The 23,735-nt window shown below is 43.8% G+C and carries 24 protein-coding genes; 18 read left to right on the top strand and 6 right to left on the bottom strand.

The window, feature by feature from the left end; translation table 11 throughout:
* Positions 1 to 14: 14 nt before the first annotated feature.
* Entirely contained in the window at positions 15 to 656 is a 642-nt protein-coding gene (locus R3D00_27730) for a SirB2 family protein (GenBank protein ID MEZ4776997.1), read from the bottom strand.
* 223 nt (positions 657 to 879) lie between these two features.
* Positions 880 to 1,491: an HAD family phosphatase gene (locus R3D00_27735; protein ID MEZ4776998.1), complete on the bottom strand. Its 612-nt coding sequence runs from the start codon at positions 1,489 to 1,491 to the stop codon at positions 880 to 882.
* A gap of 69 nt (positions 1,492 to 1,560) precedes the next feature.
* Here R3D00_27735 and R3D00_27740 point away from each other — a divergent pair, with 69 nt between their 5' ends.
* Together R3D00_27740 and R3D00_27745 are read left to right on the top strand one after the other, a co-directional pair.
* A complete protein-coding gene (locus tag R3D00_27740) occupies positions 1,561 to 2,253 on the top strand; it encodes a 4'-phosphopantetheinyl transferase superfamily protein (protein ID MEZ4776999.1) in 693 nt (230 codons plus the stop codon).
* Between the two features lie 9 nt (positions 2,254 to 2,262).
* Complete coding sequence (locus tag R3D00_27745; protein ID MEZ4777000.1) at positions 2,263 to 3,561, top strand: DUF4403 family protein; 1,299 nt, start codon at positions 2,263 to 2,265, stop codon at positions 3,559 to 3,561.
* Here the strand turns inward: R3D00_27745 and R3D00_27750 are convergent.
* The gene (locus R3D00_27750) at positions 3,502 to 4,128 is read right to left on the bottom strand and encodes a hypothetical protein (protein MEZ4777001.1); all 627 of its coding nucleotides are present in this window, start codon (positions 4,126 to 4,128) and stop codon (positions 3,502 to 3,504) included. The two genes, R3D00_27745 and R3D00_27750, sit on opposite strands and share 60 nt — an antisense overlap.
* A 110-nt stretch (positions 4,129 to 4,238) precedes the next feature.
* Between R3D00_27750 and R3D00_27755 the strand changes: the two genes are divergently transcribed.
* A complete protein-coding gene (locus R3D00_27755) occupies positions 4,239 to 5,708 on the top strand; it encodes a hypothetical protein (GenBank protein MEZ4777002.1) in 1,470 nt (489 codons plus the stop codon).
* On the opposite strand, the gene R3D00_27760 is transcribed toward R3D00_27755, so the two are convergent.
* A complete protein-coding gene (locus tag R3D00_27760; protein MEZ4777003.1) occupies positions 5,700 to 6,431 on the bottom strand; it encodes a T9SS type A sorting domain-containing protein in 732 nt (243 codons plus the stop codon). The two genes, R3D00_27755 and R3D00_27760, sit on opposite strands and share 9 nt — an antisense overlap.
* Before the next feature lie 472 nt (positions 6,432 to 6,903).
* Here R3D00_27760 and R3D00_27765 point away from each other — a divergent pair, with 472 nt between their 5' ends.
* From R3D00_27765 to apaG, 6 genes are all read left to right on the top strand, one after another.
* A complete protein-coding gene (locus tag R3D00_27765) occupies positions 6,904 to 7,611 on the top strand; it encodes an EF-hand domain-containing protein (GenBank protein MEZ4777004.1) in 708 nt (235 codons plus the stop codon).
* Positions 7,612 to 7,765: 154 nt separating this feature from the next.
* Entirely contained in the window at positions 7,766 to 8,566 is an 801-nt protein-coding gene (locus tag R3D00_27770; GenBank protein ID MEZ4777005.1) for a methyltransferase domain-containing protein, read from the top strand.
* A gap of 68 nt (positions 8,567 to 8,634) precedes the next feature.
* Entirely contained in the window at positions 8,635 to 9,705 is a 1,071-nt protein-coding gene (nuoH, locus tag R3D00_27775) for an NADH-quinone oxidoreductase subunit NuoH (GenBank protein MEZ4777006.1), read from the top strand.
* A 130-nt stretch (positions 9,706 to 9,835) separates the two neighbouring features.
* Positions 9,836 to 12,370 carry an ATP-dependent Clp protease ATP-binding subunit gene (locus R3D00_27780; GenBank protein ID MEZ4777007.1) on the top strand — a complete coding sequence of 845 codons (2,535 nt, stop codon included), beginning with the start codon at positions 9,836 to 9,838 and terminating at the stop codon, positions 12,368 to 12,370.
* 78 nt (positions 12,371 to 12,448) lie between these two features.
* Positions 12,449 to 12,814 (top strand): CoA-binding protein, encoded by a 366-nt coding sequence (locus R3D00_27785; protein MEZ4777008.1) that lies wholly within the window; start codon positions 12,449 to 12,451, stop codon positions 12,812 to 12,814.
* Positions 12,815 to 12,891: 77 nt separating this feature from the next.
* Positions 12,892 to 13,290, top strand: coding sequence for a Co2+/Mg2+ efflux protein ApaG (gene apaG, locus R3D00_27790; GenBank protein MEZ4777009.1), 399 nt, complete (start codon positions 12,892 to 12,894; stop codon positions 13,288 to 13,290).
* A gap of 3 nt (positions 13,291 to 13,293) precedes the next feature.
* On the opposite strand, the gene ytxJ is transcribed toward apaG, so the two are convergent.
* Positions 13,294 to 13,632: a bacillithiol system redox-active protein YtxJ gene (gene ytxJ, locus R3D00_27795; protein MEZ4777010.1), complete on the bottom strand. Its 339-nt coding sequence runs from the start codon at positions 13,630 to 13,632 to the stop codon at positions 13,294 to 13,296.
* Between the two features lie 201 nt (positions 13,633 to 13,833).
* Between ytxJ and R3D00_27800 the strand changes: the two genes are divergently transcribed.
* Together R3D00_27800 and R3D00_27805 are read left to right on the top strand one after the other, a co-directional pair.
* Positions 13,834 to 15,081 (top strand): class I SAM-dependent methyltransferase, encoded by a 1,248-nt coding sequence (locus tag R3D00_27800; protein ID MEZ4777011.1) that lies wholly within the window; start codon positions 13,834 to 13,836, stop codon positions 15,079 to 15,081.
* A gap of 51 nt (positions 15,082 to 15,132) precedes the next feature.
* On the top strand, positions 15,133 to 16,239 hold the full coding sequence (locus R3D00_27805) for an aromatic ring-hydroxylating dioxygenase subunit alpha (GenBank protein MEZ4777012.1): 1,107 nt from the start codon (positions 15,133 to 15,135) through the stop codon (positions 16,237 to 16,239).
* Positions 16,240 to 16,244: 5 nt separating this feature from the next.
* Here R3D00_27805 and R3D00_27810 read toward each other — a convergent pair whose 3' ends face one another.
* A complete protein-coding gene (locus R3D00_27810; GenBank protein ID MEZ4777013.1) occupies positions 16,245 to 17,969 on the bottom strand; it encodes a family 10 glycosylhydrolase in 1,725 nt (574 codons plus the stop codon).
* A 122-nt stretch (positions 17,970 to 18,091) separates the two neighbouring features.
* Here R3D00_27810 and R3D00_27815 point away from each other — a divergent pair, with 122 nt between their 5' ends.
* From R3D00_27815 to R3D00_27845, 7 genes are all read left to right on the top strand, one after another.
* A complete protein-coding gene (locus tag R3D00_27815; protein MEZ4777014.1) occupies positions 18,092 to 18,574 on the top strand; it encodes an SCO family protein in 483 nt (160 codons plus the stop codon).
* Positions 18,575 to 18,622: 48 nt separating this feature from the next.
* On the top strand, positions 18,623 to 19,075 hold the full coding sequence (locus R3D00_27820; protein ID MEZ4777015.1) for a GatB/YqeY domain-containing protein: 453 nt from the start codon (positions 18,623 to 18,625) through the stop codon (positions 19,073 to 19,075).
* 1 nt (position 19,076) lies between these two features.
* Positions 19,077 to 19,679, top strand: a complete 603-nt coding sequence (locus R3D00_27825; protein ID MEZ4777016.1) for a CvpA family protein — start codon at positions 19,077 to 19,079, stop codon at positions 19,677 to 19,679.
* A gap of 157 nt (positions 19,680 to 19,836) precedes the next feature.
* A complete protein-coding gene (locus tag R3D00_27830) occupies positions 19,837 to 20,607 on the top strand; it encodes an alpha/beta fold hydrolase (protein MEZ4777017.1) in 771 nt (256 codons plus the stop codon).
* Positions 20,607 to 21,272 carry a CBS domain-containing protein gene (locus R3D00_27835; GenBank protein ID MEZ4777018.1) on the top strand — a complete coding sequence of 222 codons (666 nt, stop codon included), beginning with the start codon at positions 20,607 to 20,609 and terminating at the stop codon, positions 21,270 to 21,272. The genes R3D00_27830 and R3D00_27835 overlap by 1 nt, the downstream gene beginning before the upstream one ends.
* Positions 21,273 to 21,281: 9 nt before the next feature.
* Positions 21,282 to 22,751 carry a POTRA domain-containing protein gene (locus R3D00_27840; GenBank protein ID MEZ4777019.1) on the top strand — a complete coding sequence of 490 codons (1,470 nt, stop codon included), beginning with the start codon at positions 21,282 to 21,284 and terminating at the stop codon, positions 22,749 to 22,751.
* The gene (locus R3D00_27845; GenBank protein MEZ4777020.1) at positions 22,748 to 23,635 is read left to right on the top strand and encodes an NAD kinase; all 888 of its coding nucleotides are present in this window, start codon (positions 22,748 to 22,750) and stop codon (positions 23,633 to 23,635) included. Before R3D00_27840 ends, R3D00_27845 begins: the two co-directional genes overlap by 4 nt.
* Positions 23,636 to 23,735: the final 100 nt, after the last annotated feature.

A 23,735-nucleotide genomic window follows, 5' to 3' on the forward strand; every position in this document is an offset into this window, starting at 1 on the left:
ACATATTGGAAACGCTATTTCTTCAATGTCCTCACATACTGAACGACTGCATCAATTTCGGGCGCGCTGTAGAACTTCTCATAAGCAGGCATAGCATTTTTCCCCTTTAATACCAGTGTCTTCATTGCCGTTGCGTCAAGTTCTGAAATTGTCAGGTCCTTTGCTCCCGATCCCTGCATATTGCCGGCAGCACCATGGCAGACAATACAATTCCGCTCAAACAAAGCCTTTCCGTGCGCTATAGCATCATATCCTGTAGCAGATGGATCTGTAATAATTTCTGTCGCAAGGGGCTGAACACTCACGCCCGTTTTATCCATTTCAGCCAGGCCATACACGGCAATCAGTAATACTACGGATAACGTAGCGAGCAATTTATTTTGTTTCCGAAAGCCCACTACAGCCAAAGGAATCGCAGCAAGCACCAGCACAATTTTACCGATCAACATGGGCGAAATTGCTGCTGTTTTTACCAGCAAGCCAATACCAGTGAGCAAAAATAAGCCACTGACGATCATCTCAGGAATGCGAAACTTTTTGGTAAAACTATCCAGTGATTCTTTTTTATTGAGAAGCAGCAGCACAATTTTGATCAGATAGATAATCAAAAACAGGATGACGACAAGTCTGTGGGTGTGTAATAGTCCAGTATACATAAGGGGATATTTTATTCAAAAGTAAACATATAAACCTCCAGGCCAAAATGCCCTGCAAATATGTGAGTTTTTCCGGTGAGCTTTTGAAGGATATTTACCACTCCGGCATCTCATTCAGCTCAAAATGAAAACGCTCTTCCCTGATATTTTGTTCAATCGTACAGTAAGTCGTTCTGTCCGATCAGCGTAGAGTATTGCGTTTCAGGTATTCTATACCATTTGCTTACAGCAAATCCGCCAATTCTTCCCTCAACTGCATCGGGCTTCGAAAATGAATACCACGGATACCCACCTGAGCAGCGCCTTTTACATTTTTGAGAGAGTCGTCGATAAATATTGCCGTGGAAGGATTCACCCCATAACGGTCCAGCAATATCTGGTAAATGGCCGGATCAGGTTTAATGACCTTTTCATCGCCCGAAACCACGATCCCTTCAAAATGCCTGAAAAAATCATATCGCTCCAATGCGATGGGAAATGTCTCTCCGGACCAGTTGGTAAGGGCAAAAATGCGGTGTTTCCCCAGATTTTTTAACGCTTCCAGAATTTCTACTGTTTCATCAATCGTACCACCGAGCATTTCTTCCCACCGGCCATAATACAATCGGATATGTTTTTCCCATTCAGGATGTTGGGCAACCAACCATTCTGTTGCTTCAAACAGCGACCTGCCGGCATCCTGCAATGTATTCCATTCAGAAGTGCAGACATGTTCCAGAAAGTGGTCCACATCTTCTTCGGTAGTAAATATTTTCTTGTACAAATACCGGGGGTTCCAGTCAATCAGGACACCGCCCAGGTCAAAGACGATAGTTTCTACAGGTAAATTACTCATACTGCGAACATAGGATTTTCCCTTCGCAAAGTTGCGTGAATTCCGGCTTTTTTTTCTGATTTTGCCGGGGTGAAAAAAAACGAAGCGCATATATGGTTGTATGAAGATCAAGGAGCAAGTCTCCCTTACGCATCAATGCTTCTGCTCAACGCGGAAGAGAAAAACCGTTATGACCAATATCTCAGTCCTGCCAAACAACGAGAGTTTCTGCTGGGAAAATTGCTGACACGCCATGTGCTCAGTCAATATACAGGAGATCTGCCCGAGAATATACAGGTGGAATATAATTCAGAAAACAAGCCTGTTCTTCCCGGAAATCCCTTTTATTTTAATCTTTCACATAGCGGAAATGCGCTGGCGGTGATCGTAGCGGGAAGTCAGACTGGCGTGGACGTGGAGTATATGCGCCGCAACATCCTCAGAGATCACTATACCCATATATTTACTACTTCTGAAATTGCAGAACTGAAATCCAGAGAGGGCGACGCCCGTGTGGAAAGGTTTTTTCAGCTATGGACACTAAAAGAAGCCTTCTGGAAAGCCCTTGATTTTTCCTCCCATCTGCCGTTCAATGACTTTTCTTTTACATTTGACCCGTTGGCCGTTCATGCCGGGTCTGTAGGGTTGCCTGATACAAAGTGGAATTTTTCTGTAGAAATCTGGCGGGAAAACTTTATGCTTGCAACGGCAACCGAAATATCTGGTGAAGAACCATTTACCATGAAATACTTTGAACCGGAATGGATTACCGGTCTGCAATGATTTTTTGTTATGAATATATCTGTGCTTCTGTCTGTCAATGCTCTGGAAGATCTGGTCAATCGACGATATGACACAGTGATCTATGACGGAAAAGCGCAGAATCCCGATGGTGGCATCACGCATGTAACCGTTACCAAAAATGATCAGATCCGAATCTTTACAGAAAAACAATCGCTGGTAACGCTGGCGCCGGTTCATATTAAAGTAAATATCCGCCGGGGGACTCCAGGTATTTTTGATCTGATCCGTGATTTTTCCAATCTTGAAAAAACTCATTTTGACATTTCTGTCCGGCTGGTAACCGCCATTTCCGTCTTACCTGGCTGGAAGTTGGAGACGCACTCCAGGGCAACCTTTGAGTGGGACAAAAAACCTTCCGCCGGCCCGCTCAACCTGATTCAGATTGCAGAATTTGTCAAACCTCAGCTGGAAAAAGAACTACAGGCGCTGGCTCAAAATATTGACACCTACATCTCCCATGAAATAAACTTTGCGGGTATTATGGAAAATGCCTGGAGAGAAATTACCCGGCCGGCTCCTTTGCCGCTGCCATTTCGGGCAATGGTACAAACACAATTGGTCAAAGACGATATCCAGCTTAACCCAATTGCTTTTAAAGGAAAATGGATTCTTTTTCCGATAGAACCAACCTTCTCAATTAGTCTGAAAAATAATTTCCCGGCACATTCGCCCCTCCCTCTGCCCGGTCTGGAAATTTCTGATAATCCGCTGAAGCAGAAAGATTTTCCCTTCCTGGCAAATATCTCCTGGGAGGTTTTGAATCAGATGCTTGATGAAAAAGAAATAACCGTATGGCAGGGAAAGGAAATCAAAATTTCTGCACCGGAGTTTTTTGGGTTTGAAGACAAAATTGGGGTCAAAGCCTCTTTTGTTGGTAATGGCAATCGTTGGAAAGGCAAATTTGAGTTATTGGCTGAATGCTATTTTGACGAGGAAAAAGCCCAAATATCCTTTCAGAAAGTGTTTTTCCGGTTTACTCATGCCTCCTTTGTTTTCAGGAGTTTTGCCAGTCTTTTCCGCAAAAAAATCGAGAAAACCATTCTCTCTGCTTTAAAGGAATATAGTTTTCAGCAGATCAGAATTCTCGCGCATACAGTGGCTGAAACACTTTCAAATATTCAACCTGCACCCGGTATTGAATTACAGGCAGACATTGCAAAATTAACCATACAAACCGTGCAAACTGAAGCAGCGGGGATTTTACTCAGCGGGAGTGTTGCCGGCGAACTAAAGGTCAGTATTACCCGGCTTGATGATGAGCATATCACTCCTGATGGGAAGACCTGAGGTACTGTTGTATTCTTCAAAATGTACCCCTTGGTCATAGAGGACTGAGATGAAATGGAGGAGTTCGCGATAATGGCTTTCAGAAATCAGTCGGAAAGTTACTTCCACTTTTTTTTCTCCATATTTGAAGCTCAGTTGATTTCGGCTACCCGAGAAGTGTTTGCCCGAAGGAAACCATGCCTTTTCATATCCTGAGAAAAATATCCGAAGCTTTTCCATTCTTTGAAACCGGAAGGATTCAGTTTCAACGCCGGGGATAACTAACGAAAGCGTATCTTCAGAAGCGGCCAGAATGTGTGTATGCCATTTTTCCATCTCTGCCTGAGCAAATACCCGGGCAAAAAGATAGTGGAAAAGAAGAAAATTAGCGGGAACCCCAATAACCAGTACTGCTGCCCATATGCCCGGAATTTTATCCCAGAATACAACCATTAGCACCAGAATGACCATCAGGACGGGAAAAGTCAGCGCCCGGCTCATCCTGAAATATTGCTGAACCCAGGAAGTGTTACCTGGAAGCAAAGGAGCAGTGAAAATCGTTGATTCAGGAGAGAGATTATTCATCATTTTTGTTCAAAATTCTTACAACCCAAGCATTGGGCATCCGGTTGAAATTACAAAAACCCAAAAATAATCCGCTCATTTTCTTTTAATTTTAAGACGAGAATAAGGGCCACATGGAAAACCGGAAACTATGGCAGCTTTTCAGCGCACTATCCGCAGAAGAAACTGGCCAATTTGACCAGTGGTTGGAGGCAGAGCTTTTCCAAAAACAGGAATATGTGCGAAAACTGAAAGATTTTCTGGTCAGAGAATATCCCAATGCTCCGGAAGATACTGTCGCATGGTCATTTCTTTATCCGGACAAACCTTACGACGACGCCCGTTTCCGCAAACTTTCCCGCGACCTCACCTCTCATGTGGAGGAATTTCTGGCTATCAAAGCATTCCGAAATGATAGTCAGACCCGGGAGTTTCTTTTATTGCAGGAACTTAACCGGAGGAAAAGACCGGAAGTTTTTATCAAAATGCTCAGAAAAATCGAAAAAGAGCTGAAGGAAAATCCGAACCGGAATGCCCGTTATTACCGCCGGCTATTTGAAGTAGAATCGGAAAAGATAAGGTTTGAGTTTGAGCATCGCACCCAGATAGATAAATTCCCTTTGAACATTGCAGGATTTGAGGGAGAAAACATGAACCAGATCCAATTGCACACCTATGCATTTGACAGTTGGTGGCTCCATGAAAAACTATCATTGCTGGCTGTCAACCTTAACAACAGACAGTGGCAGGGAGAGGAAGCCGAAAATATTCTGTTGCCAGAAATTATGAAGATCATTGATTTTCACCCAGTATTCCACCAACAAAACTGGCTGGTTATTTACCAGGAACTTTTTCGGATTCTCCGGGGCGATCATCAGGGCAACCTTCCACGAATGATACAGATTCTGCGAAAAGAAAATATCGCAGAAGTGAGAGACGATCTGCTTTCAGTATTTGGTCTGATGTTGAATTTTTACATTCGCAAATTAAATACCACAGGGGAAACAGCTATTGCCCGTGAGATCTATACCTTGTATGAATGGGGTATTGAGGATCGTTTGATTTTTTCCAATCAGTATCTGCCATCTGTTCACTTCAAAAATATTATCACTATTTGTCTGCGAACAGAAGACTATGACCGGGCATGGGACTATCTTCATAAACTCAGATACTTATTGCCTCCAGAGGAACAGGAAGACGTATTTACCCTCCGGCTGGCGCAGTTGTTTGTACATCAACAAAAACATCAGGAGGTAATCCGTACACTTTCCAACCGGAAATTTATGCATGTAAATGATGAAATTAACGCCCGGTCATTTCTGCTGGAAGCTCACTATGAAATCAATCGTATGGATACGGAGTGGCTGTTGAGCCAGACAGAAAATCTGATACGGTATATCCGCAAACAACAAGAAATAGGCGCGCAGCCAAAACAAGCATACATCAACCGATTCAGGCTTTTTCGCAGACTGCTAAATGCCTATACGAAAGACGAACTCCTTCAGGTAGAGCAGGCCGTAAAAAAGGCCGATCCTATTGACCGGCCCAAATGGTTACTTGATAAAATTTCAGAAAAGCTTGTAAGAACAGACAAATTAAGGTGAAACTATCAGTTTAAGATTTTCTACGCCAAGCGCTGTACGCAGTCTTACAAAATAAATATTGGCAGGGAAATGACTCATGGGCAGTTCTTCTTCAAGCGTCTGTGAAGAATAAATGACCCTTCCTGATAGGTCAAATACATCAATCTGTATAAAATGATTGGTCTCTGACAGCGTGATATTTAAGATATTATTCAGCGCATCATAGTAGAGGCTTTGTGGAGCGGGGAATGCATAGTTAACTTCTACCACATTAAGGCTGGGACTCCGCTTTGCATTGATCTCTTCGATAAAAACGGTAACCCCGCTTCCCCTTGCAATAAACCCCTCCCCACTTACCGGAGACTCATCCCTTTCGAGATCCACGGTGATCACGTGAAGCGTATGATTAACTGTAATCCTGCCTGTATACGCTTCATCCCAGCCAAACCAGGAAGCGCCGGAGGCATCTACTGACAGCTTGCTGGATTCATCGATTTCAAAGCCATCATAAGCAATTTCAAAATGGGCAGTCAGGGCATTCTGTACCGGATCATCGGGAGAACCATATTCAATGACCAGTTCGATTTTATCGCCATTTTCAAATTCCGGCGGGTCAAAATATGCATTGACAGGTTGAGCAAAAGACTGATTGAAAAAAAGAAGAAGGGAAAAAGCTATGGGAGAAATTTTGGTGAACGCAGCAAGGAGCAGAACCCTGGCTGACTGGAATTGGTTTTTTGCCATTTTGTATCGCAGGTATTGTTTAAATAAAGGGTTGCCTTTGTTGATTTCCCTTTACATCACAATACTACGTCGATCGATAATAATTAAATAATAAATTATACAATTATTCAAACATTACAATCTGTAAATTACAGGTATTTTTTTTAAGACGGCGATTCTTTTGCCGGGTTGATTACAGAAATAAGCGTAAGGCTGAATCAAACATGTAATTTCTATTACCATCCAACGGGGGATTGTGCCCAACCAAAAGCTGATTATTACCGTTGGGTATATTTGGGCGTAAATAGTCATGCGAAAAGGAACAAAAGGACGTTATAACTTACATATAGCCAAATTATGGGTCTAAATCTGCCTTCATGTAATATTTAGATGGGTATATTTGTAACCGAACAATCAGAATAAAAACGACTACGCCTATACGCACATTTACCAGACTATCACAATTCACATACATCAAACCCTCTAGAAGTAAATGCAAATCTCCTTCCTTTCTCACATTCTCTCCTTGCCCGTTCTGGTTCTATTCGCCAACCTCCTTTCAGCACAAAGCCCGCAGCTTTCCAGCGACATTAGCAACTGGTATTTGGAGGAGCGGTTTATCATTGCAGATCAAAACGATGATGCACTTCTTTCCAAAGCCGAAATCAAAGTATTCGCTGATGAATTTTGTTATTATCTCGCTGATCGATATTTCGAGCTGGCAGACAGAAATCAGGACGGATTTTTGAGTTTTAATGAAATAAGCCTCCGCAAGAAGTCTGAATATCTGTTCCGAACCAACCTGGAAAGAAAAAATCTACGGTCCTTGACGGAATCCTATCCCCTGCTGGCACAGGCTGATGAAAACTATTTAAAGAGCAATCCGGAACTCGTCAGGTCATTATTTACCAACCTGGTATGGTTGTGCGAGAATGCAGAACTGGCAGCCCAAATAGTAAATGATCGTGCATGGAATGCGCGAAACCCTGAAGTAATGATTTCCCTTCACCGCAACCTCCGTTGGATGGTAGCAAACCCCGATAAAGCCAAGGATTTGTATCGGGACCGTCTGGCGACCCAGCAATTGCCGGAATTGCTTAGCTGGCGTGCAGATCACAAAGATTTTATTCGCAGATATGCGCTGCCTGATCGTTTTTACGAACTGGAATTTATCCCCGCAAGTGTCAGAATGAACGAATAGAGGTCTGACAAAGGGAACAACTCATACAAGCGTAGAGATCAGTAAATATTAGCAGGTTGTCTTACCATTTGATAAGACAACCTTATTTTTTTTTGCGGGAAACCTTCCTTTTACCCCCAAATCATTAACTTGCCGCAAAATCTGGCCTTCAACTATGGCATTAGCGCAACATTCATCCATACAGATAAGATTTGATCAGCAGGTAGCCAATGCCCGCGAATATCTTATACCCTTTATTCAAAGCGGTATGCTCCTTAAGGAAGGGATGCGTGTAATGGAGATCGGCTGTGGGGAAGGCGGCGTGCTACAACCCTTTGCCGAATTGAAGCTCATCTGCCTGGGCGTAGATCTGAGTGAGTCGAGGATTGCCGACGCGCAGAAGATGATGCAGGAAATGAGTAGTAAGGGTTTGGCAGAATTTATCGTGAAAAATGTCTGGGATGAAGATTTTCTCGACAAATACAGGAAATCTTTCGACCTGATTATTCTGAAAGATACCATTGAGCATATACCTGATCAGGAATCATTTATCCCGTATCTGAAAAATTTCCTTCGGGAAGATGGAAAAATATTTTTTGGATTCCCTCCCTGGCGTATGCCTTTTGGCGGACACCAGCAGATCAGTAAAAGTAAAGCCTTAGGTGTAATGCCCTGGATTCATTTGCTGCCACGTACACTGTACAAAGGTATTCTGAAACTTTTCGGAGAATCAGACCGGATAATTGAAGACCTGCTGGAAATTAAAGACACGGGAATTTCCCTGAACCGGTTTGAAAAAATACTGAAGCAAAGTCAGCTTCAGACAGACCGGAAAATCCATTTCCTGATTAACCCGATATACCGGTACAAATTTGGCCTGAAGCCAAAGGAGCAGGCAAAATTTATCACAGCAATCCCGCATTTTAGAGATTTTTTTACCACTGCCGGTTGGTATCTCGTATCGGTCGCAAAATAAGCTTGGAGAGCTTTTAGTAAGTTTGTAACTTGTGCCCCGTCTGTATAGAAAATTTACCTGTTTAGTATATGGAGTTTGTTACGTATTCTCTGATTCTGATTGGTCTCGCACTATTTGTCCTGCTCACCGCAGCAGCCTATTCCGTATACCTTGAAAGAAAGGTAGCCGCCCTGATTCAGCAGCGGGTAGGGCCCAATCGTGTAGGTCCGTTTGGATTACTTCAGCCATTGGCAGATGTTATCAAGCTTATCCTGAAGGAAGACATTGTTCCTGATATTTCAGATAAGCTGGTGCACTTTATCGCGCCGGTAATATCAGTTACGATTGCATTGATTACCATGGCGGTGATTCCTTTTGCAAAAGCAGATATTGCAATGACTGAATTCACTCACGGGTTTCTCGTGATTGCCGACGTAAATATTGGGATATTATATGTGCTTGCGATAGCCTCCATTGCTGTATATGGTGTAACCCTGGCCGGCTGGTCGTCAAATAGTAAGTATGCATTGTTGGGGGGACTTCGGTCTTCTGCTCAGATGATTAGCTATGAGCTGGCCATGGGCCTTGCCGTAGTGAGTATTATCCTCCTCACCAATGCACGATATGAAGGCGACCTCGGGTTCTTAAGGCCTGCCTCCATTGTAGAAGCGCAACGATCTGTCTGGAATATATTTATCAATCCTCTAGGTTTCCTGATTTTTGTTGTTTGTGCATTTGCAGAAGCAAACCGGGCACCTTTTGACCTGGTAGAAGCAGAGCAGGAGCTGGTAGGCGGTTTTCATACAGAATATAGCTCCATGAAATTTGCCCTGTTTTTCGTTGCGGAATATATACACGTAATCGTAGCCTCCATGCTGATTACAACCCTCTTCATCGGTGGTTATCTAGGACCATTTGAAGGGTTATTAGGTGTAGCAAACTGGGCACCTGCAGCACAACTGGGTTGGGGGCTGGCCTGGTTCCTTGCAAAAACTACTTTTTTTGTGTTTGTATTTGTTTGGGTGCGTTGGACATTGCCCCGTTTCAAATACAATCAGCTCATGGATATCGGATGGAAAAAGTTCCTTCCGCTGTCCCTCGCCAATCTAATGGTCATTGCAATGGGAACAGCAATCTACGTACTTGCTTCAGCCGCGTAAATTGTCCGAAACCCGGACACCCTACCTGCGTTTGAAGAAGTAGATCGCTGACATCTTGTCAGCAAACCCATTACTGGCATGAATACGGCACTAAGTAGCTGGCGATTGCCTACTTATGTATAAAATTTATATGGAATCAAATTTCTCAGACAGGGTCAAGGATGTAATATCCTACAGCAGGGAGGAAGCGATCCGGCTTGGCCACGATTATATAGGTCCTGAGCACTTGTTGCTTGGATTGATACGAGAAGGAGAAGGGCTTGCCATTAAAATATTGGTGAACCTCAGCGTAGATCTTGCTCAATTAAAACGATCAATCGAAAATGCCGTTAAAGGTAATGTGACCCCGATCAACCTGTCAAATCTACCCCTGACACGTCAGGCTGAAAAAGTATTAAAAATCACCCGACTGGAAGCCAAATTGCTAAAAAGTGCCGTGATTGGTACAGAACATCTGATCCTCTCTATCCTTAGAGAGGAAAATAATGTTGCTGCACAAATTCTGGCAAGATTTGGTATTAGTTATGATGTAGTACGCTCCGAACTTGAACACAAGGAGGAGAATCAAACCACAAGAATGTCTGTTTCAAGCGAACCCCCAGAATCATCAGAAATGAGTACACCCGGAGATCGACCCAGAAAAACAACAAAATCCAAAACTCCTGTTCTAGACAACTTTGGCAGAGACCTCACCAAAGCCGCTGAAGACAATAAACTGGACCCTATTGTTGGAAGGGAAAATGAAATCGAGCGTGTGGCTCAAATTCTTTCCCGCCGCAAAAAGAATAATCCGGTATTGATCGGTGAACCTGGCGTAGGTAAAACTGCTATCGCAGAAGGCCTGGCCCTTCGTATTATTCAAAGGAAAGTCAGCCGTGTTCTCTACAATAAGAGAGTAGTAACACTGGATATCGCTTCACTTGTCGCCGGTACCAAATACCGCGGGCAGTTTGAAGAAAGAATGAAAGCTGTAATGGCAGAACTGGAAAAGTCTCCAGATGTCATTCTCTTCATTGACGAATTACATACGATCGTGGGCGCAGGCGGGGCCTCCGGCTCACTCGATGCTTCCAATATTTTTAAACCTGCACTCGCCCGTGGCGAAATCCAATGTATCGGCGCTACCACCCTCGATGAATATCGCCAGTATATTGAAAAAGACGGTGCGCTTGAACGCAGGTTCCAAAAAGTTATGGTTGAACCCACAAATGTGGAAGAAACCATGATCATCCTCAATAATATCAAGGCCAAATACGAAGATCACCACAACGTAAACTATACACCCGAAGCGATTGAAGCTTGTGTAAAACTTAGCGACAGGTATATCTCCGACCGGTATTTCCCGGATAAAGCCATCGATGTTCTTGACGAAGCGGGAAGCCGTGTGCACATTACCAATATCCACGTTCCTCAAAGCATCCTCGATCTGGAAGCCCGTATCGAAGAAGTCAAAGAGCTGAAAAACAAGGTCGTAAAAAGCCAGAAATATGAAGAGGCAGCTCAATTGCGCGATCAGGAAAAACGCCTGCTGGAAGAACTCGAACAGGCAAAAATTGAGTGGGAAGAAGAAACAAAAAATAAACGATATACGGTTTCCGAAGATGATGTTGCGGCTGTTGTCTCTATGATGACAGGGGTTCCTGTAACCAAAGTAGCTGCCGGAGAAATTGCCAAACTCAAACTAATGGGTGAGCAACTCAAAGGGGTCATCATCGGGCAGGATATGGCTATCGACAAACTGGTAAAAGCAATCAAACGCTCTCGCCTTGGCCTGAAAGATCCGATGAAACCGATTGGGTCATTTATCTTTCTTGGACAAACCGGTGTCGGTAAAACGGAAATGGCCAAAGTACTCGCAAGATATCTTTTTGACTCAGATGAAGCGCTCATCCGTCTGGATATGAGTGAGTATATGGAGAAGTTTACTGTTTCCCGCCTGATTGGAGCGCCTCCCGGATATGTCGGATATGAAGAAGGGGGTCAGCTTACAGAACGTGTGAGAAGAAGGCCTTACTCAGTCGTGCTTCTGGATGAAATTGAAAAAGCTCACCCTGATATTTTCAATATTATGCTCCAGGTTCTCGATGATGGTATTCTTACAGATGGTCTGGGGCGTCGTGTTGACTTCAAAAACACTGTAATCATCATGACCTCCAACGTAGGGGTCAGGGAACTGAAAAACTTTGGTACAGGTGTGGGTTTCAGCACCAAATCCAGAGAAGGGCAGACCAATGATATGATGCGCAGCACCATTGAGGGCGCTATGAAAAAAGTGTTCCGCCCAGAGTTCCTCAACAGGATCGATGAGGTCATTATCTTTAATGAACTCGATCATGATCATATCATGCACATTATCGAACTGCAGCTTCGCAGCGTTTTCAACCGCATCGAAGAAAAAGGGTTCTTCATCGAACTTTCGGACGCTGCCAAAAAGTTTATTGCTGAAAAAGGCTTTGATAAGCAGTTTGGGGCCCGCCCGCTTCAGCGCGCACTGCAGAAATATCTCGAAGATCCAATTGCAGACGAAATCCTTGAAGGTAATGCCAAGGAAGGAGATACGCTGTACGTAGATTATGACGAAGAAAAAGAGGAAATTACTGTTGGCCCGAAAAAGGCCAAGAAAAGAAAAGATGTAAAACAGGCCTCTGAGGAATCTGAAGAATAGTTTCGTATATAGCTTTGCAAAAACGAACGGAGGTCTGATATATTCGGACCTCCGTTTTTATTTTAAAATGAATCTACAATGAAATCTACACTTGTATTAGGTGCTTCTGACAATCCAAACAGATATTCCTATCTCGCAGTCAACCGTCTTATTCAACATGGACATCCCGTACATGGATTTGCAAAAAAAGCAACGGAAGTCTCCGGCGTTCCGGTCAGAAATAAAAAAGAGGAAATCGATATTCCGAACCTGGATACTATTTCCGTTTACCTTAGTCCTGAAAACCAGCGGGAATACTACGAATGGATACTCGAACTCGCTCCTAAACGGGTGATTTTTAACCCGGGTGCTGAAAATCCGGAGTTGGAACAAATCCTCAGAAACCATCATATTGAGCCTGTAGAAGCCTGCACGTTGGTCCTGCTCAGTATCGGTATGTACTAATCAGAGAAATAAATTCGCTCATGCTTGATTGATTCGGTCTATTTCCCTAACTTAAACCATACGTAAATTCATCTCCTATGACCTCACATGTCGTTTCTACGGTTACAGAAGGGATTCGGGTAAATGTCAGAACTGCTTATGTACGGGAAGAGTCCTCACCCAAACATCAGTATTTCGTGTTTGCCTATGAAGTTGAGATCATTAACGAATCCGCATACAGCGTACAACTCCTCTCCCGGGAATGGCTGATTACAGACGGGTTTGGTGAAAAACGAACTGTAAAAGGTGAAGGGGTGATCGGTAAACAGCCGGTAATCCTGCCGGGAGAAACCTATAAATATGTCAGCGGTTCCCATTTCTATACGGCCATCGGAAGAATGAGTGGACATTATATCATGGAAAGACAGGTGGACCATTCCTTTATTCAGGTAATGATTCCACCTTTTACGATGATTGTCCCTTTTGTCAATAACTAATTACTAGCTAGCTGACGAAAGAATTGCTTTAGGATTTATCGCAAAGTGGCTGGAGTTATAGACTGCCTGCCCATCCTTTACAACTATAATTTGCGGAGACTGATGCGGCACATTGAGCTCGGCCGCAACACGGTTGGATATCGGTCTGTACCGAAGTAAATCCAAATAATACAGATCTGCAAAATCAGAAAGGGAATCCGTAGATTCCATTAATACATGGTGAGCCTGAGCAGAAATGCCGCAGGTCGTACTATGTTTAAAAATAAGCTGAGGTTTGATATAAGAAGCCTCTGAGATCTCAGATAACTGAGCCTCATCTTGCAAAAACCGCCAAGAATCCATAATCTTATCTGTGATTTCCTACTTTTGTTGCCTGGCAAACTTTACCGTAGGTACAACCGGATGCAGTAACTGCAACGGTGAAAAGCAAAAGGAGAGCCATTGCAATTTGCTTTGAACGCTTCATAATTCTTTCTTTATTAGAGGATTACAGGGGATCAAATTAGTACAATTGTATCAAAAAATAAAATTTCAACTACATAAATGACCAGGGAAGACTTCTATTTCCTAACATCTGACAAGATTCAGCGCTTAATCGAAGAAAATCTCCACAGAGACCCGGTCGAATTTGCATTGAGTTATAGTCAGAACGATTTTTCGGTGGCTTTAGTTTCTCAACAACTAAAATACCTTCGAAAAGCCGAAACAAAACTTCCCTCATGGTTTCATGCAAGATGTATCATACCGGGTTTAGCGTATGAACAATGCAGTAGTGAAACCACCGCAGCCATGAAAAATTTCCAGGGTCAACATTGTCTGGATCTCACCTGTGGCCTTGGTGTTGATACTTTCAGCCTTGCAAAAAAATTTGTTTTGGTGACCTCTCTGGAGCCGGATCCTGCTCTTTTTGAAGTCATTTGCCACAATTTTCAAAAACTGAAAGCTACCAATATCTCTGTACTGAACCAATCTGCAGAAGTTTTCCTTCAAAACTATCAGGGACCTGTCTTTGACCTGGTGTATGCAGATCCTTCAAGACGCGATGATAGTGGCAACCGCATACACAATCTGCGTGATACGTCTCCCGACATGGTCGCACTTTTCCCCCTGCTAAAACCTCTTGCCAGAAACATTCTTATCAAACTCTCTCCGCTTTTCGATATAGCTGAAGCATACCGATTGTTTCCGCAAGCAAGTAAGCTTTGGGTTTTTTCTGTAAATAATGAGTGTAAAGAACTACTGATCGAAATCAATCAGTCCTCCGATTTCACACAACCCACACAGGTTGAGATCGGACTTTTCAGAGACAAATATCAAAGCAATTTTGTTTTCCCAGCGTCAGAAAACGGACATTTGGAGAGAAATACAGACATTCTGCCCAATTTTATTGCAGAACCTGATGTTGCTTTCTACAAAGCGAGAAAAGTATCGGCGCTGTTTTCCTTATATTTCCCTCAATGGCAGGGAGCATTAAATTATCCTGATGGATTTTTCCTCTCTGACACGGTGAAGGGAGAACATTTTCCCGGAAGAATATTCGAAGTGATTTCCGCACATCCTTATAAACCCCGGCAGATCCAGAAATATCTCAAAAGCCTGCAAATCAGCCGAATCAATATTGTGAAAAGACATTTCCCCCAAACAACCAAGGTTATCCGCCAACAACTACATATCCAGGAGGGGGGAGAAGACTTTCTGATCTGCACGACCCTGAAGGAAAAAAACTGGTGTTTCCATGCCAAGCGGTACAAAACGAATGAGGGAACCGCTATAAGGTCAATTTCGGAATGACTATTGCAGGGATTTTCCAAAATCTTTCTTTCGCTGGCAAATCCCGATATTATGAACCTAAAGGACTACTTTATTCATTCTGATATTACCCAGGCACATACCCTTCCCGCAGATTTCTACCGAAATCCTAAAGTCTTTGAGTTGGTAAAAGAAGCCATTTTTGCACGAACCTGGCACTGTATCGGTCTGCAGACGGATGTGTACGGGTCCGGAAGTGTGCAACCTTTTGTACTTATGGAGGGGTATCTCAATGAGCCCTTACTCCTGACCAGAGATGAAGCGGATAAACTTCACTGTCTCTCAAATGTATGCACACACAGAGGGAATATTCTGATAGAAGAGGGAGGTACTTGCAATGAAATCAGGTGCAGGTATCATGGGAGAAGATTTGAATTAAACGGAAAATTCAGATCCATGCCTGAGTTTAAGGAAGCGCGCAATTTCCCTTCGGAGGAAGACCATTTGCCCCAGCTTCCACTCAAAACCCTGGGAGAATTATTGTTTACTGCATTAAATCCGGCCTATTCATTCGAAGAATGGATGAAACCCATCAAGGATCGGATTGGCTGGATGCCGCTGGAAGATTTTTACCATAGCCCTGATCACTCCAAAACTTATACGGTTCAGGCAAACTGGGCTTTATACGTAGACAATTACCTGGAAGGATTTCATATCCCCTTTGTTCATCCCGGGCTTAATGAAAGGCTGAAATACAATGAATATTCCTACGAAATTTTTCCCTGGGCCAACCTGCAATTGGGAATAGCGAGGGAGGGAGAAATGACCTTCAATATCCCAATCAATCATCGCGACTATGGGAAGCCTGTACACGCCTGGTATTTCTGGTTGTTTCCCAATATCATGCTCAATTTCTACCCATGGGGCCTTTCATTAAATCTGATCCAGCCACTTTCACCGTTTGAAACACAGATCAGGTTTGAGACATTTATCTGGAAAGATGACCTTTTTGATCTTGCCAGCCAGGACCTGATGCACCTGACAGAGCTGGAAGATGAAGCAATCGTCGAAATGGTTCAGCGCGGAGTGCAATCACGCCTGTACCACAAAGGCAGGTTTTCCCCAAAAATGGAAGTCGGCGTACATCATTTTCACAAGCTGATCAGTGAAGTACTTACGGGAAAACCTGTGGTAGCCTGACACAATCAACGATTGATCCCACGGGAGGTAAGTGTCGAATTTTTGTACGGTTCGATGGGCTGACTCAACCAATGCGAAGTGCGGAATTCCAAAGGCGCAATGAATGGAACATTTTTCCGGAGGCGTTTTTTCAGGGTTTCGTCAAGATTCTCAGCATTATGGAAATCCAACGATTCGCCAACTTCAGGCAATACACTTCCAGAATCGGCCAGCAACGTTTTGACAATAACCGCCGCACAGGTACGACTCTCGTTGTGAAGCCGGTCAACCGCCGTAACGAGATAGGTATAGGTTTTTTCGGAAGAAGCGGTGTTGTCGATAAAATTGGTGGTTTTCACCAGCGCCAAAATTCCGGTGGCATCGTTCATATTCACCTTTTCATCCTGAGAAAACCGATACACGACATAATAACGCGGCAATTCCTTGTCTTCTGCGCGTTCTGATTGCGGCCAGGTAAGAATTACTTTCCCCCCTTCTTCCCAGGCTGTGAGTGTAGCCGGAGCCAGGGGAGGGATGCTGTCTTTCCAGGTCATGGCAGGAATCAGAGCAGGAAAGTGAAAAAAATCATTCTGCAAAGTCTCCTCCACATGAGAAGGGTTACCATTAAAGGAATTAGCGCTATAAAATATACTTCCTTTTACTTCGGGATGGGCACTATTCAGCTTCAATTGCAAAATCAACTGGGAAGGATTTTCCCAATAGCGCGACTGGTCATTTTTGACTTTAAACATCGCATGACCGATGTACACATGGCGGCCAAATGAGTTTTCGGCCCACCAGGGCAATAGTTCGGAATAGGATGCGGAGGGGTGTTCGGTTGCCCAATAGAGTTGCGGCGCGACATAGTCAATCCAATGCAGTTTCAGCCACTTGCGCACATCTGCATACAGGGCATCATAGGAAGTTTGGGATACCCGGGTATTTGAACCGGCGGGATCCACAGACTTGTTGCGCCAAATCCCCAGAGGGCTGATACCAAATTTCACATAAGATTTTTCCTTGCGAATGGCCTCAGACACCTGGCTTACAAAAAGGTCAATATTGTTTCTACGCCAGGATTCAATATCTGGAAATCCGCCCCCATAGGTTTCAAACGTTTTTTGATCGGGGATTGGCATTCCGTCTTCCTTATAGGGATAAAAATAATCGTCAAAGTGAATGCCATCCACATCATAGTTTTTGACGACCTCCACGACCACCCGGGTAAGGTAATCCCTTACTGCCGGTTCACCCGGATTAAAAAAAGTTTTCTGGCCATATTGAAAAAACCATTCAGGCTTTTTATTGACCAGATTGGAGCTGTCAACGCTGCTAAATCGCTGGTGAGATACGGCACGGAAAGGGTTCATCCATGCGTGAAACTCCATATTGGCTTTATGCGTTTCCTCAACCATAAAAGTGAGCGGATCATAAAAAGGTTCCGGGGCCCTACCCTGTACGCCGGTGATCCATTCAGACCAGGGCGCAAGCTGGCTTTGATAAAAGGCATCGCCACAGGGCCTGATCTGCACGACCAGGGCATTCATACCATTTTTTTTCTGGCTTTTCAGTATAGACAGAAATTCTTCCTGCTGATCTTCGGCAGAAAGTCCACGGGTCGAAGGCCAGTCAATATTGTGGAAAGTGGCAACCCAAACCGCGCGGAACTGCCGCTTGGGAGGAATATCCGAAGGAGAACAGGCGAGAAAGACAGATGTGGCAAGCGTGAACAATCGCAGCAATTCACCCACGGTCAGTAGTATTAAAGTTTTTCCAAGTGTTAAAGCGAATATGAGCGTTTCTAATTTAGGGAATTGGAACTAATTTTGTAAATCAATATATCTAAGGTGTCTTATTTGCCGTTTAAATTGTTATGAAAACAGTATCACTTTATTTTTCGGTTGTAATGTGCGCGCTTTTTTCTGCCGGAGCAGTAAACGCGCAGACCAATTACCTCCCTTCCTTTTCATTTTATGATCTTGAAGGAAAAGTTTTTACACAGGAAAAAGTCCGTACGGATCTGTCAACGATGATTATGCTTTTTGATCCCTATTGTGATCATTGTGCACATCAGGCGGATTGGATCGCGGAAGCGGAAAAAGAGTTTGAGAATGTACAACTTATATTTGTAACCATTGAGCCGGAGACGGAAGTGGTAAAACAATTTAAGGAAGAACATTTTGGAAAAACCAAGCTGAAATACCTGTATTTTCTTCAGGACAAAGATTTTTCTTTTGAAACCTATTTTGGATATACTGACGACGCCATCAATATTTACCTCTATAAACCCGGCCAGCGGAGGCCGAAATATTTTGGAGAAGAGCAGGAAGTATTAAGTCTGCTAAAATTTTTGTAAACTTGCTAAAAATAATTTTAGCAGTTACCAGTTTTACCCGCAGAAAATATGAGTCTTAAAACCACCATTGAACAAGATATTAAGGATGCGATGAGATCGAAGGACCAGGCGGCTCTTCGGGCCTTACGCGCCATAAAATCTGCGATTCTGCTTGCAGAAACAGCAGAAGGTCACACCAGCGCAGATCTTTCTGAAGATGAAGAGATGAAGCTGTTGACAAAACAGGCCAAACAACGTAAAGATTCACTTGCCCAATTTCTTGCGAGCAACCGCAATGACCTTGCAGAAAAAGAGCAGGAGGAATTAGCAATTATAGAAAGGTATCTTCCCAAACCGTTTACTACGGAAGAACTTACCGCGGCGATCAAAAACATTGTAGCTGAGGTGGGCGCAACTTCTATTAAAGATATGGGAAAAGTCATGGGCTTAGCCTCGAAACAACTGGCCGGAAAAGCTGATGGAAAAGCCATTTCAGAGGTTGTCAAACAAATATTGAACTGACATGGAAGAATCATTTGTACTTAATCCGCTTGATCTGATCATTGCCGGTCTGATCGGCTTTGGCATGTGGAAAGGCTCCAAACAAGGATTCATCAAAGGCGCATCCAGATTTGTAGCGATTGCTTTTGGCATTATATTCGGATTTCGGCTCCGCAGTTTTGCAGAGACGCTGTACCGCGACTACCTCAATGTCAAAATGGCACCGGAAATGATTGCCTTTCTGAGCTTTATCACTGCATTTTTTGTGGTGTTTGTAGTGGTATATACTGTCATGGCTCAGCTGACCGAACTTCTGAAGAAAATGAATCTGGCGATGGACACCGCTTTAGGCGCTGTTTTTGGGGGAATTGTTGCCACATTGATCATGAGTGTGTCGTTCATTCTCCTGAGCTATGTAAATTTTCCTTCCTCTGACAATGCCAAAGGATCGCTATTATACCCCCATGTCAGAAACTTCTCCCGTTATGCTTTAGGGGTTGGCGTAAATGTCCTCAGGGAAGCCAACGAACAAGTAAACAAGTACGGAATCAACGGAAAACCTGTACCCAATCAGACACCACCTGCCAGCCAGCAGCCTGCGACCAAACCAAAGGCCATTCGCTGATGCATGGGAATTTCGTATTAATTGGCTAATTTGCGCGGTGATTATAATTATATGCCTGGTACCGGCAGAAAACAAGAAATCCTTGTCAGTAATAAAGTAAAATGGATTTGTTGTTGAAACTGCCGGCGGGTAAATTTGGCTTTTAAACCTTGTATACATGAATCCGATCATTACCCGGGAAAATGGATTCCAGTATGTTGAGAAAGGAGAAGGTCCTATACTTCTGCTTCTGCATGGACTTTTTGGGGCACTGAGTAACTTTGAACCTATGCTCGAACAGTTTTCCAGAAACTATCGGGTAATCATTCCTCTTATACCCATCTATGAAAAAACCCATGCTGACGCATCTGTTGAAGGTCTCACTGCATATGTGGAAGATTTTGTAGCTTACAAACAATTGAAAGATTGCAATCTTGTCGGGAATTCGCTCGGTGGTCATATCGGATTGGTTTTTACCCTTAGAAATCCTCAAATCGTAAATTCTCTCACGCTTACCGGAAGTTCGGGGCTGTTTGAGTCAGGTATGGGAAGCGGCTTTCCGAAAAGAGGTTCTTATGAGTATATCAAAGAAAGAGTAGCCTATACCTTTTATTCCCCCGACACAGCTTCCAAAGATCTCGTAGATGAGGTTTTTGAAATTGTGAGCGACAACTTTAAAACCCTGAGAATCCTGAAAATTGCCCGGTCAGCCCAAAGGCATAATATGCGGGATGATCTCGCCCAAATCAAAGTACCCACACTCCTTATATGGGGGTTAAACGATAATATTACTCCGCCACGTGTGGCCCATGAGTTTGACCGCATGATCGAGAATACAGAATTGTTTTTCATAGATAAATGCGGACATGCCGCAATGATGGAACAAGCTGATCAATTTAACCGTATCTTATCACAGTTTTTGAAGAAACACACTCAGGTAATAGCCTAATGATAGCCAGAGAACTCATCTCAGATACCGTACCTTCCCTTACCACTACCGATCAAGCGGCGATGGCACTTAACTGGATGAGTGAATTTAAGCTCAACCAGCTCCCGGTTGTCGAAGATGGTAAATATAAAGGACTGATTACGGAGGATGTAATTCTTGAATCAACCGACCTTACGCAATCCATTGGAGACATTCAGTTTAGTGGCTGGGATGGTGCTTATGTCTATCAGGGAAATCATGTGTATGATGCCATTGAAATTATGGCCAGCCTGAAAATGGAGATTCTCCCCGTTTTGGACGAAGAAAATACCTACATGGGGGTGATCACGTTGAGGGACCTGTCTGCATATCTGGGAAAATTGTTTGCCATTCAGGAACCAGGCGGCATTCTTGTACTGGAAATCCCTGTTCATAGCTATGTACTATCGGAAATTGGCCGCATCACCGAATCAGCAGATGCAAAAGTACTGAGCCTTTATCTGTATCCTGTCCCTGATACCAATGACATCTTCCTTACCCTTAAACTGAATATTGAAGACCTGACCCGGGTTGTCGCAACCTTTGAGCGATTTGACTACAAAATCATCCGCACCTACCATAAGGTTGAACGAAACGACGATTACCACAGAAATATGGAGGCCCTCATCCGATACCTCGACATCTAATTTTCCTCCATGAATCAGGTATATGCCATTGGAAAGCAGTATCTGGCCGGCAGAAGATTATTTGTCTTTCTGTTATTATCTTTTTCCCTTTCAAATATATTTTCACAGGACCTGCTGAAAATCTCAGGTATTACCGTCATTGGTACCCAAAAAACCAAAGACTGGGTGGTGCTGCGTGAACTTACTTTTCATATTGGCGATACGCTCTCTGCGCGGTCTCTGGAAAGTAAAATTGAAAGAAGTGAACAAAATATCTACAACCTCGGCCTGTTCAACGAAGTAAAGATCATGCCTCAGCCCATAGGGGCAGATATACACATCATCATTACGGTAAAGGAACGATGGTACCTGTTGGGGGCCCCCATTCTCGGCGTTGAAGAGCGAAATACTTATGATTTGGTGCAGGCATTGGGGCGGCGCGATTTCCGCAGACTGGTATATGGATTGTCGCTGAGTTGGAGAAATGTTTCCGGGAGAAACGAAACGCTTACATTTGACGGGCAACTCGGTTTTTCCAAAAGGATTTATGTAGATTTTTTCCGACCGGCTTTATTCAGAAAAGCCAATATTGACGGGCGGATCGGGTTACGGTATATCGATGAAAAAGAAATCATCATTGGTACAGAGGCCGGGAATGTCCAATGGCGAAGGGTCAGTCAAGAGCCCTTTCAACTTTCGTGGGAGGGGCTGTTGGGAGCCCGGAAACGATTTTCGCTCTATCAAAATCTTTATGCCGAAATCAGTTACCAGACTTTTTCCTTTTCAGACAGCCTGTATCAGTTTCAGCTTAATGGAGGCGACGCACGCTATATAACCCAAAACAACGGAAGAGAATTTTTCCCATCCCTCATACTCACCTTCAGCGATGACAGACGAGACATCAAAAGTTTCCCATTAAAGGGATATAAATATCAGCTGTTGTTTCGGTATGTGGGGCCGAAAGGAAATTTTGCCTCCACCTCATTTTACAAAATAGGTGCTACCTGGGCACACCATATTCCACTGGGCAGAAGATGGAACTTCGCTTATGGCACCCACAATATGCTCGCCGTAGGTGATTCGATTCCATTTTTTGCCAAAAACTTTGTCGGCATCAGCCGGAGTGAATTTGCCGGAGTAAGCACCAACCTCCGAGGGTATGAACCTTATGCCATAGACGGCACATTTGTGAATATGAACAAAGCCGAAGTCAAATTTGCCGTTATTCCCCGGCAGACCTTACACTTTGGAGATATCCCCATGCAAAGGTTTCAGGATACGGCAGTAGGCATGTATCTGACGGCATTTGTCGATACAGGGTATATTCTGGATGAGAGTTTCAACAATCAGGATCAATACCTAAAGGGGAAATTTTTGACCGGATATGGCGTTGGCTTGAATATCATTGGATTTTATGATATACTTTTGCGGGTGGAGTATTCCCGCAATCATCTCAATCAGGGAGGAATTTATTTAAACACGACGGTACAAATAAAATGAAAATCGGAATCTTCGGTCGTCTGACCGATAATACAGACCTTAGTATTCTTGTTCGCTTTTTTTCATTTCTGCGGCAGCGGGATATAAAGTTTGTATTGTACCGAAAGTATGCCCGGCAGTTATTTGAAAGAATTCCCGAGTCGGTCAATCCCGAAAATACAGAGACGTTTTCCAAGCGGGAAGAACTTCACGACAGCAAGTTTCTCTATTGCTTTGGCGGAGACGGTACGGTGCTGGAGGCAGTGCGTTTTACCGGAGAACTGGGGAAACCCATTTTGGGTGTCAATTTTGGGCGTCTGGGCTATCTGACCAGTATCAGCCAGTCTGAGTTGATACCGGCAACAGAAGAACTTATGAAAGACATGTACCGGATCGATAAGCGTTCGGTACTTTCAGTCGTTTCAGATCCACCGGGATTATTTTCAGAAAACCCTTTTGGTCTGAACGATATGACGATTCACAAAAGCAATACCAACGAGATGATTACTGTGCATGCCTATATCAACGGAGAGTTTCTCAATTCTTATTGGGGAGACGGGTTGATTGTGGCAACACCTACAGGATCAACCGCTTATAGTCTTTCGTGTGGGGGCCCCATTATCTTTCCCAGTTGCGCGACATTCGCGATTACACCGGTAGCGCCGCATTCGCTTACCGTACGGCCAGTGGTCATCCCCGATGACTGGGTGGTATCATTTGAGATAGAAACCCGTTCTGGCGAGGCTATGGTCGCGCTGGATACACGGACAGAGCTCGTAAAGGCCGGCACTTCCATTGCTGTGCGAAGAGCAGATTTTATGGTAAGTCTGCTTCGAATGTCAACAGCCAAACATATGGACAATCTCAGACGGAGTCTGATGTGGGGAAGTGACAACCGCAACTGAGTCAACCCGGCAGGAATGTCTTTTGTATGACAGAAACTACCTGGAAAAGATATTACATTTGTATTATATAAAAGTTAATTATTGTCAGCTATAAATATTG

Source organism: Bacteroidia bacterium (assembly GCA_041391665.1).
GTDB lineage: Bacteria > Bacteroidota > Bacteroidia > J057 > J057 > JAGQVA01.

Coding starts and splice junctions, on each gene's coding strand:
- R3D00_27730 (MEZ4776997.1), bottom strand. CDS start 656: ATGTATACTGGACTATTACACACCCACAGACTTGTCGTCATCCTGTTT.
- R3D00_27735 (MEZ4776998.1), bottom strand. CDS start 1,491: ATGAGTAATTTACCTGTAGAAACTATCGTCTTTGACCTGGGCGGTGTC.
- R3D00_27745 (MEZ4777000.1), top strand. CDS start 2,263: ATGAATATATCTGTGCTTCTGTCTGTCAATGCTCTGGAAGATCTGGTC.
- R3D00_27750 (MEZ4777001.1), bottom strand. CDS start 4,128: ATGATGAATAATCTCTCTCCTGAATCAACGATTTTCACTGCTCCTTTG.
- R3D00_27755 (MEZ4777002.1), top strand. CDS start 4,239: ATGGAAAACCGGAAACTATGGCAGCTTTTCAGCGCACTATCCGCAGAA.
- R3D00_27760 (MEZ4777003.1), bottom strand. CDS start 6,431: ATGGCAAAAAACCAATTCCAGTCAGCCAGGGTTCTGCTCCTTGCTGCG.
- R3D00_27765 (MEZ4777004.1), top strand. CDS start 6,904: ATGCAAATCTCCTTCCTTTCTCACATTCTCTCCTTGCCCGTTCTGGTT.
- R3D00_27770 (MEZ4777005.1), top strand. CDS start 7,766: ATGGCATTAGCGCAACATTCATCCATACAGATAAGATTTGATCAGCAG.
- nuoH (MEZ4777006.1), top strand. CDS start 8,635: ATGGAGTTTGTTACGTATTCTCTGATTCTGATTGGTCTCGCACTATTT.
- R3D00_27780 (MEZ4777007.1), top strand. CDS start 9,836: ATGGAATCAAATTTCTCAGACAGGGTCAAGGATGTAATATCCTACAGC.
- R3D00_27785 (MEZ4777008.1), top strand. CDS start 12,449: ATGAAATCTACACTTGTATTAGGTGCTTCTGACAATCCAAACAGATAT.
- apaG (MEZ4777009.1), top strand. CDS start 12,892: ATGACCTCACATGTCGTTTCTACGGTTACAGAAGGGATTCGGGTAAAT.
- ytxJ (MEZ4777010.1), bottom strand. CDS start 13,632: ATGGATTCTTGGCGGTTTTTGCAAGATGAGGCTCAGTTATCTGAGATC.
- R3D00_27800 (MEZ4777011.1), top strand. CDS start 13,834: ATGACCAGGGAAGACTTCTATTTCCTAACATCTGACAAGATTCAGCGC.
- R3D00_27805 (MEZ4777012.1), top strand. CDS start 15,133: ATGAACCTAAAGGACTACTTTATTCATTCTGATATTACCCAGGCACAT.
- R3D00_27815 (MEZ4777014.1), top strand. CDS start 18,092: ATGAAAACAGTATCACTTTATTTTTCGGTTGTAATGTGCGCGCTTTTT.
- R3D00_27820 (MEZ4777015.1), top strand. CDS start 18,623: ATGAGTCTTAAAACCACCATTGAACAAGATATTAAGGATGCGATGAGA.
- R3D00_27825 (MEZ4777016.1), top strand. CDS start 19,077: ATGGAAGAATCATTTGTACTTAATCCGCTTGATCTGATCATTGCCGGT.
- R3D00_27830 (MEZ4777017.1), top strand. CDS start 19,837: ATGAATCCGATCATTACCCGGGAAAATGGATTCCAGTATGTTGAGAAA.
- R3D00_27835 (MEZ4777018.1), top strand. CDS start 20,607: ATGATAGCCAGAGAACTCATCTCAGATACCGTACCTTCCCTTACCACT.
- R3D00_27840 (MEZ4777019.1), top strand. CDS start 21,282: ATGAATCAGGTATATGCCATTGGAAAGCAGTATCTGGCCGGCAGAAGA.
- R3D00_27845 (MEZ4777020.1), top strand. CDS start 22,748: ATGAAAATCGGAATCTTCGGTCGTCTGACCGATAATACAGACCTTAGT.